Here is a 14225-nt window from a genome sequence, read left to right as displayed (position 1 = left end):
CATGTGATATCACGGCATTTCAAGCCACCCGATTGAGCGCGCAACCAATCTAGGCCGACTCTTGACGACTTTCAAGACCCCAAGGTCCGATAAACCAGACACTCTTGCAATCTACACTTTTTTTGACGGAGAACCATGTCATTCGCAAGTGAATATTCGGTGAGTGGCATAATATGCCCGCTGAAATGACACATCACCTGACCAGAGTCACCTCAAGAAGGGGCAAAACCATCAGCAAGCACAGACAAATACAGTCCGGCAAAGCAGACCGATCCGTTTCCTTTGGTTATTCTAGTCGGCTTTCATCTGAACATCGTTCTTTTTGAGCAACGCGTAAAAATGTGATCGCGACAAGCCTGACGCCGCAAGGATAGCCTTCACGTCACCGTCGTGCATGGCAATGAGCTGTTCCAGATAACGCTTCTCCATCTGGGACTTGAATTCCTTCAGGCTTGGCGTGGACTGGGCAAACAACGAGTCCACGCCTTCAAGGGCAGGAGCCTGCACAGGGTTCGTCTGCCAATGAGTCTGTACGGGGGGAACGGCTACAGTATCCGCAGATTGTGATTGCGAAGGCCTTGGTTCCATCCCGGATGCCGCCTGAGACGAGACGTCCTTGCAGGGCCGGTCCATTCCGCCTCCCAGAGAAGCCTTGGCCACCTTGATGCGCACGTCTCTGGGCAGATGCATGGCATACAAAGTGCGCTCTTCACCGGCAGCAACAAAGGCTCGCTCCAGAACATTGAAAAGTTCACGCACGTTGCCAGGCCAGTCATAGCTGGACAGCACCTCAAAGAAGTCGGAACCAAAACCCTTGACCGGCGCATCATACTGCTCACACAGACGACTCACGTGGTGCATGGCCAACAACTTGATGTCCGCCAGACGACAGCGCAGGGGCGGTAGCTCCATGCTCATGGTCTTCAGCCGGAACAGCAGATCCCCGCGAAAATGCCCCGACTCAACCATCTGATCCAAATTTTTATTGGTGGCCGAAACAATCCGGAAGTCGCTCTTTTCCTCGCGAGTTTCTCCTACTGGTCGAAAACGCTTTTCCTGCAACACTCTCAAGAACGACTTCTGAGTGCTCATGGGCATTTCACCCACCTCATCCAGAAACAACGTCCCGCCGTCGGCCAGCTTGACCAACCCGGTCCGGTCCTTGTCCGCACCGGTAAAGGCGCCTCTGCGATGACCAAACAAGGTTGATTCCAGCAAGGTTTCCGTCAGCGAAGCGCAATCCACCACCACAAACCGGTTCCCCGAACGGAAGCTGTTCTCGTGAATGGTCTGCGCGGTCAGTTCCTTGCCTGTCCCTGTTTCACCGGTGATCAACACTCCGGCATGGCTTCGTGCGGCCTGGGCGATAAAGTCGAAGACCTGTTTCATCTCCGGCCCATGGCCAACCATGTTGTCCAGGTCCAGAGCAACGGGCGTGGCGCCCTTCTTTTCCATATGATACTTCAGCGCCCGCTGGACACTCAGCATGGTCTGCTTGATGGGTGAGGGCTTGACCAGATAGTCCCAGACACCACCTTGGATGGCCAACTCCGCACCGTCGGGATCACCCTGCCCCGTCAGGATGATAACCTCGGGCGAACCGGGCATTCCCTTGATCTGACCCAAGGCATTCAGGCCATTGCCGTCAGGCAAACGCACATCCAGAAACACCAAGTCGAACTCGCTGGCTGCAAGGGCATCCAGGCCGTCGGCGAGGGTTCCTGCGGTTTCGCATTCCAACAACATCCGGGACAGCAGGCTCTGCATGGTGCCCCGCACTTCCAGGTCATCATCGATGACAAGGATTCTGCCGAAGGTCTCAGTCTCTTGATTCATGATTCGTCAAGACCTCCCGTATCGCCTGGGCGATGGTATTTCGATCGTAAGGTTTGAGTACGATCCGGCTCACGTTATCCAACGCACTGGCATGGTCCACAGCCCGCTCACGCCCGGTGATCATGACCACCGGCACACCGGGCAGATCATACGCAAGCCTTCGGGCCAACTCCAGGCCATTCAGGCCCGGCATATCAAAATCAGTAATCACCAGATCAAAACCATCGGGATCGCCCGCTACGATTTCCAAAGCCTCGGCAGCATTGCGAGCTGGGGTCACTGAATAGCCCAATGTTTCCAAGACCCTGGGGATGGTCTCATATTGATCCTCGTCGTCTTCCACAAACAGCAGATGACCTGCTCCGGGTATAAACTCCGGCAGAATGGGAGTCACTGGCTGCACCTCGTCTCCCAGAGCTTCCGGGAACAGTGCCGTAAAGGCCGTATGCCCAGGGGAGCTTTCCACTTCGATGGACCCTCGATGCCCACGAACAATCCCCAAGACCACGGCCAAACCAAGCCCCGTACCCTCGGCTTTGCCCTTGGTGGTGAAGAACGGATCAAAAATCTTGTCCACAACCTCCGGGGATATCCCCGGGCCGGAGTCTGCAACCGTCAATTTGACGTAACGCCCGGGCTCGATATTTCGAATCTCAGCATCATCTCCCCAGACCCCCACTTCACCCAGTGACACGGACAGATGGCCACCGGTTTCGCGCATGGCCTGAAAGGCATTGGTACACAGATTCATCAGAATCTGGTTGATCTGATTGGGATCTGCCACACAAAGCGGCAAATCCTCGGTCACGTGAGTTTCCACTTGGATATTTCGGGGCAGTGAGGCCCGGAGCAGAGCAACAGCTTCGCTCACGACTCCCTGAATCTTGATGGGGGCAAAACCCTCTTTCGAAGGTCGAGAGAAGGTCAGAATCTGCTTGACCAAACCGCTTCCCCGCTGAGCAGCTTTCAGTGACCGCTCCAGATCCTGCCCAGCTGGGGTCTGACCATCCACATCCATCAATGCCAGCTCGGTGGAATTGATGATCGAGGTCAGAATATTATTGAAATCATGTGCAATTCCACCAGCCAGAGTACCGATGGCCTCCATCTTCTGGGACTGCAGCAACTGCTTTTCCAGATTGGCGGCACGGGTCACATCCTCGGCAGTGGTCAGTGTTCCCACCACTCCTCCGCTTTTGTCACGAAGGGGAACCTTCTTGATCTCCAGTTGCCGTTGCTCACCAGCGGCATTGGGCACGCCCCGTTTGAGTCCGGTCAGGGGCTTCTCCGAGAGCACAACCCTCCGGTCCAAACGGTTGGTCCAGTCGATAAATTCACGATGCAAGGGGGACACAATGTGCCCGATTGTGGTCTTCCGGGCCGGGTCGGCCACTCCGAAAAATTCCATGAAATACCGGTTGGCCCCCAGATAATTCAACTGCCTGTCTTTCCAGCACACCAAATGCGGGATGGTGTCCATCAGGATTTCCTGGAAGGACAACTGGTCCTGCATGCGCAGTTCCACGGCCCGTCGACGAATGATATTGAAATACAGAAACACCGTGGTCACCAACAACAGCATAAAACTGACCATGATGGTCCAAAAAACCTGCTTATCCAACTCATAAAACGCTTTGGGCTCGTTGATCAGCGTGCTGCCCTCGGGCAACAGGCCCACGGGAATGCCTTGCGAGACCAACACGTCGTAGTCAAAACGATACAGTGTCGTGGCCTTGGTGATGACAGGAATGTCAGCCGCAGACTCACCGGTAATAATTCGCATGGACAGCGCAGCGGTCTGCCGCCCGTGTTCCTCGCCCGACAACAACTTTCCACCGACGATGCCGTGCCCCAGAAGAAACTCCCAACTGGAATAGATAGGAGCTACCGTGCTTTGGTAGACTAAATCCAGAAGCTGCTGGGCCGAGTAGAAGCGACCATTGATCTCGGTGTAAAAGGGAATAAAATAGAAGAACGTATCGTCGTCGGCCTGGGCTGCGCGAGACATGATCTCGTCGAGATCGTACTTGGTCCAGTATTCGAAGCTCAACCTGTTGGCGAACTGGGATTCGGCCTGCTTGACCTGGTTCATGATGGCCGTACCGGTATTGGATCTGTCCCCAATGACCACCAGCCTCTTCTTCCCTGGATGCTGATTGAGAGCCAACTCCAGAGTATCTCCAACGTCATAGTTCTCCACAATGCCCGTGATATTTCGACCTTCGATGAGGGCTGGATCGAAATCATTCACGCCGCAGAAGATCACGGGAAGCCCCGGGAACAGCAATTCGCCATACTGACGGATAAAAGAAAAGGCGTTGTTATCGGAGACCACGATCAGGTCGAACTTCTTGTCACTGAACTTGCGAGCATACAGATCAACCAACAGAGGAGCGAGATGAGCCAATTCGTATCGCTTGAAATCCATATATTCGACCTGGAGTTCGATTCCCGGGAAGGGGCTAAACCCCTCACGCAGACCGCGGACGATCTCGTCGGACCAGGGGTACCCATAATGGTACGAGTTCAGAATCAGGATATTCGCCCGAAGCTGGGACGACGAAACTCCACTCGTCTCAGGGGCCTCAGCTCCACCGGAGGCCCATGCAGAGGACACCAGCAACACGGTTACAGCCAGACACGCAAGCAGCAATCTTTTCATTGGACCCATCGTGGACGATATCATTGTTTACTCCAATGGCCCCGCTTCCGACGCGCCGGCCTGTGTTCGCCCATTGTACAAAAAACGTTCCAGTGCCTCTTGGGCACAGAATTCCCGCAGGGTGCGGGTTCCGCACCACCAGAGTAAGGTCCCAAAGACAAATTGCAAAGGATTTTGTCCGAAAATTCAGACTCGACAAAAGGAACGTAGAATTACCCAGTTCCCAGAAGAACAATCAGTCGCTGGAGTCGCGCCAGCCATGGGCAAAGGAGGGGTCATACAGTCGCGAAACCGGAGCTTTTTCAGCCTTCCCCGGGAGCACAAGAAATACCGCCTGGCGGGTCCATTGCTTGTACTCGACGTCCTGAGACAATTTCTCCAGCGTGGTCCTCAACACTTCACCGTCCGGCCAGCCGGCGCGGTGCACAACCACCACGGGTGTGTCACCCGTCAGACCACCCTCAAGCAACTGGGCCTGAACAGACTGAGCCAGGGATGTCGACAGATAAATGGCCATGGAACACCCATGTGCCGCAAACGCTGCCAGTTCTTCGCCATCAGGGACGGCGGTTCGCCCCGGGGCCCGCGTCACCACCAGAGACTGAACGCGTTCCGGCACCGTAAACGATTCGCCAGCCATCGCCGCAGCAGCAAAGGCCGCCGTGACACCTGGGACAATCTCCCAAGAGATGCCATCCCGATCCAGAAGTCTCGCCTGCTCCTGCACGGCCCCATACAGAGAGGGATCACCGGTATGCACACGCGCCACCATCCCGCCCCTTTCCACGGCCTCGGCCAACAGGGCATGCGTCTGGTCCAGCGTCAGGGACGATGAATCTTCCACCCGGGCATCTTCCCGTGCGCAGGCAACCACCTCTGATGGAACCAATGACCCCGCATACAACACAAGATCAGCTTCACAAATAAGCCTGCGCCCTTTGACCGTAATCAGTTCAGGATCTCCGGGTCCGGCCCCAATAAAATACACAGATGCCATCTGGCGATTCTCCTTGGCAGTTGTCATGCAGCCAAGGAAGTATGAGGCTCGGAACCCGGTTTGTCCATGACCTTGGCTTCAATCTAGGCACTCACCCAGAGCACAGCCCCGGTCAGCAGCTTCATGAGATCACGCACCACCGAACCAAATATCGCCCGGCGCAACCTGCTCCGCTTGCGCTCCATGCTGCCCGTGGCCACCACGGCGTAATTCCCGGAACGGGCCTCGGCGATGATTGCTGCAGAAACGGCGCCCGACACAGCCGGGACTTCGCTGATCCGGGCTTCATCCACTCCATTCTCCTGCAAAGCCTTTCTGGCCCGTGCATAGATTGATGGCGTTGAATCAGCGGCAAACAAGCCACTCTCCGCCACATGCATCAAGCAGACATTATGCCGAGGCTCATTGGCCAATATGCACCCTACATGTTCGGCAACCCTGAATGCCGCATCGGACCCGTCAAGACAGAGCAGAACATTGCGCCGCCCCTGCTCAGGCTCGCGACAAATCCACAAGGGAGCACCCAACTGCCTTTCCACCACCTGCTCGGTGACGCTTTCATCCATCATTTCCTGAAACCGACGAGCCCCCCGTTGCCCCAAAACAATGGCGTCGTACCCCCCTCTTTCGCCCTCACTCAAAATATCCTTGGCCGTGGAGACCTCTCGCAGATGCAGCTTGGTATTCACCTGCCCCTCTGGAAATTCATATTCCGCCAACAACTTCCGAGCAGCACTCAATGATTCACGCCCCACCTGCTTGCCTTGGCGGATTGTGCGATCATATTCATCCATGGCTTCGAAGAATTCCTCCTCTACCCAGACGGCCCTTGGCTTGGGCGCCGTATAGAACAAGGTCAACCCCAAAGCACCCTGATGCTCAAAAAAATCATGAATGAAATGAATCCCTTTCAGAGCACAGCCTTCTTCACTCACGGTGACCAGCAATTGTTTTTCCATCGTTCCTCCATTGAGAAACCGTCGCACAGTCCTTTTGAGTAAAACCTACCATCTCCACCTCCTGCGTCAAAGAAAAAGAGTGAATTATACTTGACCATTGTACTAACATATTAACAGCACATTCCAGTTCTCCTCTAGCCTCTCCCGAGTACTCTCCCAACTTTAATCGAGGCTGGTATTGACTTTGAAAATCATTTTCAATAGACACTGTTTTGCCACATCCACCAGTCCGGCGAACCGGACACAAAAAGGACCCATGCATGCTCACACCACTGCCCAATACCAAGCCCTTTCTGCAATGCCCCCAGTCGTCAGACATCGAATGCACCACGCTCTCCATCAGTCTTCATCAACTGGCCGAATCGCTGGGAATGGCTGTGGATGCCAAGGACCCCTGCACCTGTGAACATTCCGAGGAAGTTGCCGTTATCAGCCAGATTCTTGCTCTGCGCATGGGCTATAGCCCACGCAAGGCCGAAACCATTCATATCGCAGGCCACCTGCACGATATTGGCAAGATAGGCATCCCGGACGATATCCTGCGCAAACCAGGTACACTGACAACTCGGGAATGGGGAATCATCAAACGCCACCCGGAGATCGGGGCGCAAATCGTGCGTCCGGTCAAAGCCCTGGGGCACCCCGGAGGAATAGCCGACATCATTCTGCATCACCACGAGAGCTATGATGGTACAGGCTACCCTCACGGGCTTCGCGGTCGCAATATTCCTGACGGAGCACGCATTATTGCAGTAGCGGACAGCCTCTCCGCGATGCTGCAACCTCGGACATACAAGCCCGCTATGGATTTCGAGGCCGCTGCAGCAGACATAGTCCGGTATTCCGGACAGCGATACGACCCTCGAGTCGTTGAAGCCTTCACCCAGTGCGACAGTGAAATCAACGCCTGGATCACAGGAATGCACAACTCGAGCATTCAGGAATAGCAAGTTAATTCCTACTATTATACCATACCCAGGAGATCCCCATGACCGCTTCATATTCAAGCATCACATCAAATCGTGAACCAAAAAAATTTCTGGCACGGGGCTTGCTGTCAATGGGCATCCCCTGCGGTGGCCTTCAGGAAATATCCAGAACCACCACGGGCAGGAAGAAAAACAAGGAGGAGTCCACATGACCATTGAATTACGCAAAGACCACAACCATTTGGTCTGCTCATGGGAAGAACCCGCCAATGCAGTCTTTCAGGGCAAACAGGTCACGATCCGTCGCAAACTCATGCGCCGCCTCAAGCTGACCACCAGCGGCCAGATCGGTGCTGCGGAGCTGTCCAAGCTCGGAAGCAGCAAGCGCACCAACGCCGTGCGCACCGAACTGAACCGCCTGCGCCGTTCCGGGGCATTCAGCGGCTAATCAGTCGCGCCCCGGGCGGTGCCGCCCACCATTAAAAAACTCTAAATTTTACGATTTGAGCTAAATCAAGCCGCACAAACTTACATTTCCGCAAAAAACCACCACGCCAAGGTTACAAATACGGCAAAAAAGTCTATAAAGTCGTATCCTACTGCGCTTCGGCCCTGCTTGCATAAATGAATCATCTATTATAGGCCCTGTGCTCAGACGCTTGTTTCCAGGCGTCTTGCCACACAGCATCTTCTTGATGTTCCAAGCGTTTTTCCTTTTGCGGCCCCAACCCGCCCCCAAAAACAGGGTGCCCGGGATTTTTGCCCCGACCGCAAAGGACCCAGTGGAGGACACATGGCTGCCTACATCGTTTATCAAGAGCAACTCCCCGGCCTGCTCAAGCTCTGGGCACGGCGTTACGGCGTTCACGTTCCCGTGGACACTGGCAACGGGCTGTATGACTTCAGCCCCTGGAGCGAAAATACCGTCATCGCCTGGGATTATGACGTCACCGTCAATCCACTCAAGCGATACCTGCTCCCCCCCCGGGAAGAACTGATCACCTTCGATCTGACGGACTATTCCGCCAAAGGGGTCTTCGAAGCCCCCAGGCAACTGCTCTTCGGGGTGCATCCATATGACTTGAATGCCATCGCCCAGATGGATCAGTTGATGGAAGCCGGCAGCCCTGATCGCAACTATTTGAATCGCCGTGAAAACACCGTCATCTTCGCCATGGAACCCATGCGCGTTGCTGAGAATTCCTTCTGGCCAAGCATGGGCGGCGGGCGGTCCGACATCGGTTTCGATCTGTTCTGGACACGCATTGGCCCCGCGACATTCTTCGTGGAGGTCGGGTCCAAGACAGGAGAGGACCTGCTCATGGCCGGAGGCGAGTTGCCCAGCGCTTCAGCACCGCAACACGACGCGGCCAGACGCCAACGCGAAAAGATCCGTGAATCGAGCGATCTATCCAGTCTGAATGTCCCCTGGGAAGAGCTTCCCAAGATTCTGTCCAAGTCCTGGAACAGCCCCATCTGGCGCGAACGCTCCACCATGTGCCTGGCCTGTGGGTCATGCAACCTGGTCTGCCCCACCTGCTACTGTTTCGATATCAAGGAAGAAGTGGACGAATCGTTGAAAACGGGTCGCCGCTGGCGTGAATGGGACGCCTGCATGCTGCCGTCCTTCGCCTTGGTCGCAGGCGGGCACAACTTCCGTTCCCGTGCCGCAGAGCGCTATCGCCATCGTTATTTCCGCAAAGGCAAATACATCTACGACCTCATCGGAGAGTTGGGATGCGTAGGTTGCGGTCGTTGCATCAAGGCCTGCACCGCACGTATTGCCAACCCTCTGGCCGTATACAATCAGCTGTCGGAGGAGGCCGCCCGATGACCCCACTGAAAGAGTTTACACCTTACGCGCCTCGCGCCGCGACCCTGGTTCGCAAGGAAACCCTGTCCGACTACGTGACCCTGTTCGAATTCAACCAGGACAATGGACGCCCTCTGGCCCACAAGCCCGGCCAGTTCATCCAAGTCTCGGTATACGGCGTGGGCGAGGCACCGTTCTCCATCAGCTCACGGCCCAAGGCTGGCAGCAACTCCTTTGAGATCGCCGTCCGCAAGATCGGTGCGGTGACCACCGCCCTGCACAATCTGGAAGCCGGTGACAAGGTCGGCATTCGGGGGCCGTTCGGCTCGTCCTTCCCGGTGCAGGAATTCGTGGGCAAGGACACCATCTTCGTGGCCGGAGGATTGGGATACATCCCCTTGCGCAGCCTGCTGCGCTACCAACTCCGCCACCGCGATGAATTCGGAAGGATCATTGTCATGATCGGCTGTCGCTCGCCCGAAGAACGCATCTTCATCAACGAAATTGAAGATCTCGCCGGACGAAACGATGTGGAGGTTCTGGAGACCGTGGACTGTTCCAACGACTCCTGGACGGGCAATGTGGGCGTCATCACCACGCTACTGCCCAAGGTGGAGCTGGATGTGGAAAACACCTACGTGGCCATGGTTGGCCCGCCTATCATGTACAAATTCGTCATTGGCAGTTGCGTCAGCGACCAGTGCATCTCGCCGGACAGAATCTATGTTTCCCTGGAACGCAAGATGAAATGCGGCCTAGGCAAATGCGGCCACTGCCAAATCAACGGCATCAGCGCCTGTGTTGACGGGCCGGTGTTCCGCTACACGGACATCGACCTGCTCAAGGAAGCCCTCTAGGGCATGGGAGGAACAATGGCCCCCAAACCGAAAATTGCCTTTTTCGACTTCGCCGGCTGTGAAGGCGACCAGCTTCAGGTGGCAAACCTGGAGGAAAAACTGCTCGACCTGCTTGAGCACGTGGAACTGGTCAACTTCCGTGAAGTCATGACCGAGGCCTCCGACGACTACGACATTGCTTTCGTGGAAGGCTCCATCACCCGCCCCGAAGATGAAGTGCGCCTGAAGGAGATTCGCTCCAAGGCAAAACTGGTCATCGCTCTGGGCGCCTGCGCGGCCATCGGCGGCGTGAACTGCATGAAGAATTTCATGGACGACATGGAAGTGCGCGAAATCGTCTATGGCGACATGGCCCGTGCCTATCCGACATACGCTGCACGCCCGGCCAAGGCCGTTGTGCATGTGGATGCCGAAATTCCCGGTTGTCCCATCGATGGCAAGGAATTCCTGCGCGTGACCAAAGAGCTGTTGCTTGGCAAGCCGCCAACGTTGCCCGATTATCCGGTCTGCGTGGAATGCAAAGCCGCTGGCAACATCTGCCGCTATGAGCAGGGCAAGCTCTGCCTGGGCATCATCACCCGTGGCGGCTGCGGCGCATGCTGTGTCTCCGAGGGCTCCCATTGCTGGGGTTGCCGGGGGCTGGCTCCCGACGCCAATCTGGATGCTGCCCGTTATGTCATGGAAGACCAGGCCGGTTTCTCACGCATTCAGGTTCAGGACCTGATGCGCATGTACCTGGGCTACACCAACGCCCCCCTCTAGGACCCCGAGGAGTCGACGCATGAGCGCCAAAAAAGCCACCGCCAAGACCAAGAAGGCCGCCCCCAAGGCAGCACCAGTCATGGGCAAGCGGGTCGAAGTCAAACATATCTCGCGAGTCGAGGGCCACGGCAATATCGTCGTGGAGATCGATGCCAAGAACAAGGTCAAGGCCTGCCGCTGGGAAGTCCCCGAGGCTCCGCGATTCTTCGAGGCCATGATCCTGGGGAAAAGTTATACCCAGATTCACCAGATCGTCTCGCGCATCTGCGGCATCTGCTCCATCGGTCATCAGCTGTGCTCCATCCAAGCCACTGAGGATGCCATGGGCATCATGGTCTCGGACCAGACCGTGCGCTTGCGCAAGCTGGCCCTGCACGGCGAGAACCTGCAAAGCCACCTGCTGCATGTGGCCTATCTGGCCCTGCCGGATCTGATGGGCGTGGGTTCCGTGATCCCTCTGGCTCAGACCCACAAAAAAGAATTATTGACCCTGATTGGCCTGCACCGCATGGCCAACGAGTTCTCCCGCGCCACCACAGGCCGCACCACCCACCCGCAGCGCCTGGTCCCCGGTGGATTCACCAAGGTACCCACCGAAGCCGAGCTGCGCGACATGAAGAAGATGCTCGAGGATTCCATCCCTGGGCTGGAAGCGGCCTCGGATCTGTTTGCCTCGGTGGTGGACAAACTGCCAAACTTCACGCGCGAGACCGAATACGTTGGGCTGGTGTCCCCGGCCGAATACGCCATGTATTGGGGAGAGGTGGGCTCCACCATGGATCAAGCCCGTCCCGCCATCTACTACAAAGACATCACCAACGAATACATGGTGCCACAGTCCACAGCAAAGTGGACCAAGAACAAAGGCGAATCGCTGATGGTGGGAGCCCTTGCGCGCTTTAACCTGAATCACAAGCGCCTGTCTCCTCTTGCCAAGGGCATCGCCCGCAAGCTGGGCCTCAAGGCTCCATGCCACAATCCTTATTACAACAATCTCGCTCAGTTGGTGGAATGCGCCCACTCGGTGGAAGATTCCATCCGCCTCATTGACGAAATGCTCAACTCGGGCATCAAGTCCGAAACCGAACCCAAAATCACCCCGCGGGCAGGCAAGGGCGTAGGTGCAGTGGAAGTCCCACGCGGCATTCTGTTCCACGCTTACGAGTATGACGACCGGGGCCGCATCCTGAACGCGGACTGTGTCATCCCCACCAACCAGAACCACGCCAATATCCAGAAAGATTTTGAAGCACTGGTTCCCACGCTGGTGGACGAAGACGAGGCCACCATCGAGCTGAAGACCAGTATGCTGGTCCGGGCCTACGACCCCTGCATCTCCTGCTCCACCCATTTCGTGGACATGACCAGTGCCCGTGAAGAGCGTCGCCTGGTGAAATTCGTGCGTGTGGACGACTAGCAGCCTACGGCAAAAATCTGCAATAAAACGGGCCCCGGCAGAGATGCCGGGGCCCGTTTTATTGCGCCACCTTTCTTGCTTAAAGACAACCATACGCGCATCCGCACGCCAAGCCGGAACAGATGTTGCTAATTCTCGCCGGGGTGGATATTTCTGCCATCAGATGAAAGGAGAGCAAATGCACGTCGACAAGCACACCATGGTCCCCCCCGAGGACCTGAATATCCAATTCGGTGGCGGCGACTTTCTGGCCGTGGGGCGCGAGATGTTCCAATTCTTCAGGGACAAATTCGATTTGCAGCCCCAGCACAAGGTTCTGGACGTGGGCTGCGGAGCCGGGCGCGTTGCCATAGGCCTGACGGACTATCTGGAACCTCCGGGCGAGTATCACGGGTTCGACACCTATCCCTTTGGTATTGAGTGGTGCAATGAGCGTATCGCCCCACACTATCCGCATTTCCATTTCAGCATCAGCGACGTGCACAACAGCACATACAACCCCTTCGCGCAGACCAAGGCTTCGGAATACGTCTTCCCCTTTGAGGATGACCTGTTCGATGTGGTGGTGCTGCGGTCGGTGTTCACACACATGTTCCCGGATGACATGCTCAACTATAGCTCAGAGATCGCCCGTGTCATGCGCCCAGGTGGTCACGCCCTGATCACCTTCTTTCTGCTGAATGAAGATTCACAGGCCCAGCAAAAACGCTCAGGCAAGGGACCAGCCTTCCAAAAATTCGGTCTGTTTTATACCGAAAACACAGAAGACCCACTGGATTGCGTGGGCTATGACGAAGAATTCACGCGCAAAATGTTTGCGGGCTGCGGCCTTGATATCAGTGAAGTCATGTACGGAAGTTGGTGCGGGCGCGATGGCGAGAATATGCAGGACTATGTGCTGCTAAAAAAAGTATTGCCGCTGTGATAACACCATCAAAAGGAATTTGAACATGAGCTATCTGGCGATTGATCACCATAAGAACCTCTCCCAACTTCTCCCAAACCAGATTACCACCAATATCAAGCCCATTACCCAAATCAAACAGGCCATTTTGGACCGCGATCACTCCATTCCCTTGAGAAGGGACATCAAATTCCTTTCCCGGTTAAATGATATTTTCGCTCCAGTTCATGCCGCGCAAGTAAAAGGGCGTATTCCATCCAAGGAACATGAAGCAATCCTGAGTGCTGCAAAAAGAAATCTCGACCTTATTGAAGAATGTACCCAAACCAAAATGCAGGGCCGCAGCTATTTGGATATTGGCTGTGGATGGGGATACAACATTGACGAAGCCCATCGCAGGAAAGCTCGCTATTCAGCCGGAATCGAAATAGGCCAGGTCAGACACAAGTCCTGGGAGGAAAGAGTAGGTGATACTGACGACATGAAATTCATCCTGGATGATCTGCACACGCACGATTTCCAAGAACAGACTTTCGACATTATCTCATCATTCAATAGCTTTGAACATTTCGACGACCCAGCGCTCATTCTCCACAGGTGCAGTAAAATCATTGCCCCTCAAGGATTGTTGCTGATCTCCTTTAATCCACTTTTTTGTGCTCCCATGGGCTCGCACAAATACCGTATGATTAACATTCCATACGTACAAAACATCTTCGATGACGACATTGTCAGCAAATATTTCTTCAAAAAAAAGGTGAAAGATCCCTATCCTGGACTCAACCGCAAACGGGTCCGTGAATTTGAAAGTATCCTCTGCGAGGATGAACACTTTTCCCCTCTCGTTTTCAACAAGCACACAGATTATCGATTTGCATGGATGAAGGGGTGTTTCCGCAATGAGTTCACGGACTTTTCCAATGACGACTTGTTCATAAGCGGAATCACTGCAGTCCTCAAACTCAAGTAATGCAGCCAGCGCCTGCATTCCCCTTCATCTCTGCCACTTGCGTTAATGAATCTTAATTCATCCAACCGCAAGATTCGAGCCCGTCCTGCACTATCCCCCATAAGACGGGGCGAAGATCA

The 14225-nt window shown here is 55.2% G+C and carries 12 protein-coding genes; 8 read left to right on the top strand and 4 right to left on the bottom strand.

Annotation, left to right across the window (positions count from 1 at the left end; genetic code table 11):
- Positions 1-291: 291 nt before the first annotated feature.
- The 4 genes from EL361_RS16315 to EL361_RS16300 form a co-directional block, all read right to left on the bottom strand.
- A complete protein-coding gene (locus EL361_RS16315) occupies positions 292-1836 on the bottom strand; it encodes a sigma-54-dependent transcriptional regulator (RefSeq protein ID WP_126381024.1) in 1545 nt (514 codons plus the stop codon).
- Positions 1820-4498 carry a hybrid sensor histidine kinase/response regulator gene (locus EL361_RS16310; RefSeq protein ID WP_126381022.1) on the bottom strand — a complete coding sequence of 893 codons (2679 nt, stop codon included), beginning with the start codon at positions 4496-4498 and terminating at the stop codon, positions 1820-1822. Before EL361_RS16310 ends, EL361_RS16315 begins: the two co-directional genes overlap by 17 nt.
- A gap of 235 nt (positions 4499-4733) precedes the next feature.
- On the bottom strand, positions 4734-5495 hold the full coding sequence (gene cobM, locus EL361_RS16305) for a precorrin-4 C(11)-methyltransferase (RefSeq protein ID WP_126381021.1): 762 nt from the start codon (positions 5493-5495) through the stop codon (positions 4734-4736).
- 83 nt (positions 5496-5578) lie between these two features.
- Positions 5579-6454 carry a universal stress protein gene (locus tag EL361_RS16300; RefSeq protein WP_126381019.1) on the bottom strand — a complete coding sequence of 292 codons (876 nt, stop codon included), beginning with the start codon at positions 6452-6454 and terminating at the stop codon, positions 5579-5581.
- A gap of 260 nt (positions 6455-6714) precedes the next feature.
- Here EL361_RS16300 and EL361_RS16295 point away from each other — a divergent pair, with 260 nt between their 5' ends.
- The 8 genes from EL361_RS16295 (at position 6715) to EL361_RS16260 (ending at position 14106) form a co-directional block, all read left to right on the top strand.
- Positions 6715-7401: an HD-GYP domain-containing protein gene (locus EL361_RS16295; RefSeq protein ID WP_126381017.1), complete on the top strand. Its 687-nt coding sequence runs from the start codon at positions 6715-6717 to the stop codon at positions 7399-7401.
- Between the two features lie 190 nt (positions 7402-7591).
- The gene (locus EL361_RS16290) at positions 7592-7831 is read left to right on the top strand and encodes a hypothetical protein (RefSeq protein ID WP_126381015.1); all 240 of its coding nucleotides are present in this window, start codon (positions 7592-7594) and stop codon (positions 7829-7831) included.
- Positions 7832-8176: 345 nt separating this feature from the next.
- Positions 8177-9217 carry a 4Fe-4S dicluster domain-containing protein gene (locus EL361_RS16285; RefSeq protein ID WP_126381013.1) on the top strand — a complete coding sequence of 347 codons (1041 nt, stop codon included), beginning with the start codon at positions 8177-8179 and terminating at the stop codon, positions 9215-9217.
- Positions 9214-10053 (top strand): FAD/NAD(P)-binding protein, encoded by an 840-nt coding sequence (locus tag EL361_RS16280; RefSeq protein WP_126381011.1) that lies wholly within the window; start codon positions 9214-9216, stop codon positions 10051-10053. Before EL361_RS16285 ends, EL361_RS16280 begins: the two co-directional genes overlap by 4 nt.
- Positions 10054-10068: 15 nt before the next feature.
- Positions 10069-10815 (top strand): NADH-quinone oxidoreductase subunit B family protein, encoded by a 747-nt coding sequence (locus EL361_RS16275; RefSeq protein ID WP_126381009.1) that lies wholly within the window; start codon positions 10069-10071, stop codon positions 10813-10815.
- A 19-nt stretch (positions 10816-10834) separates the two neighbouring features.
- A complete protein-coding gene (locus tag EL361_RS16270; protein ID WP_232034815.1) occupies positions 10835-12232 on the top strand; it encodes a Ni/Fe hydrogenase subunit alpha in 1398 nt (465 codons plus the stop codon).
- A 178-nt stretch (positions 12233-12410) separates the two neighbouring features.
- Complete coding sequence (locus EL361_RS16265) at positions 12411-13157, top strand: class I SAM-dependent methyltransferase (protein WP_126381007.1); 747 nt, start codon at positions 12411-12413, stop codon at positions 13155-13157.
- A 25-nt stretch (positions 13158-13182) separates the two neighbouring features.
- Positions 13183-14106, top strand: coding sequence for a class I SAM-dependent methyltransferase (locus EL361_RS16260; protein ID WP_126381005.1), 924 nt, complete (start codon positions 13183-13185; stop codon positions 14104-14106).
- Positions 14107-14225: the final 119 nt, after the last annotated feature.

Source organism: Desulfovibrio ferrophilus (assembly GCF_003966735.1).
GTDB classification, from domain to species: Bacteria; Desulfobacterota; Desulfovibrionia; order Desulfovibrionales; family Desulfovibrionaceae; genus Desulfovibrio_Q; species Desulfovibrio_Q ferrophilus.
The sequence above is the reverse complement of the archived record's forward strand: the minus strand, read 5'-3'. Positions and strand labels throughout refer to the sequence as shown.

What these genes read in the sequence shown, in the direction of transcription:
- EL361_RS16315 (WP_126381024.1), bottom strand. Translation starts at nt 1,836, where the DNA reads ATGAATCAAGAGACTGAGACCTTCGGCAGAATCCTTGTCATCGATGAT.
- EL361_RS16310 (WP_126381022.1), bottom strand. Translation starts at nt 4,498, where the DNA reads ATGAAAAGATTGCTGCTTGCGTGTCTGGCTGTAACCGTGTTGCTGGTG.
- cobM (WP_126381021.1), bottom strand. Translation starts at nt 5,495, where the DNA reads ATGGCATCTGTGTATTTTATTGGGGCCGGACCCGGAGATCCTGAACTG.
- EL361_RS16300 (WP_126381019.1), bottom strand. Translation starts at nt 6,454, where the DNA reads ATGGAAAAACAATTGCTGGTCACCGTGAGTGAAGAAGGCTGTGCTCTG.
- EL361_RS16295 (WP_126381017.1), top strand. Translation starts at nt 6,715, where the DNA reads ATGCTCACACCACTGCCCAATACCAAGCCCTTTCTGCAATGCCCCCAG.
- EL361_RS16290 (WP_126381015.1), top strand. Translation starts at nt 7,592, where the DNA reads ATGACCATTGAATTACGCAAAGACCACAACCATTTGGTCTGCTCATGG.
- EL361_RS16285 (WP_126381013.1), top strand. Translation starts at nt 8,177, where the DNA reads ATGGCTGCCTACATCGTTTATCAAGAGCAACTCCCCGGCCTGCTCAAG.
- EL361_RS16280 (WP_126381011.1), top strand. Translation starts at nt 9,214, where the DNA reads ATGACCCCACTGAAAGAGTTTACACCTTACGCGCCTCGCGCCGCGACC.
- EL361_RS16275 (WP_126381009.1), top strand. Translation starts at nt 10,069, where the DNA reads ATGGCCCCCAAACCGAAAATTGCCTTTTTCGACTTCGCCGGCTGTGAA.
- EL361_RS16270 (WP_232034815.1), top strand. Translation starts at nt 10,835, where the DNA reads ATGAGCGCCAAAAAAGCCACCGCCAAGACCAAGAAGGCCGCCCCCAAG.
- EL361_RS16265 (WP_126381007.1), top strand. Translation starts at nt 12,411, where the DNA reads ATGCACGTCGACAAGCACACCATGGTCCCCCCCGAGGACCTGAATATC.
- EL361_RS16260 (WP_126381005.1), top strand. Translation starts at nt 13,183, where the DNA reads ATGAGCTATCTGGCGATTGATCACCATAAGAACCTCTCCCAACTTCTC.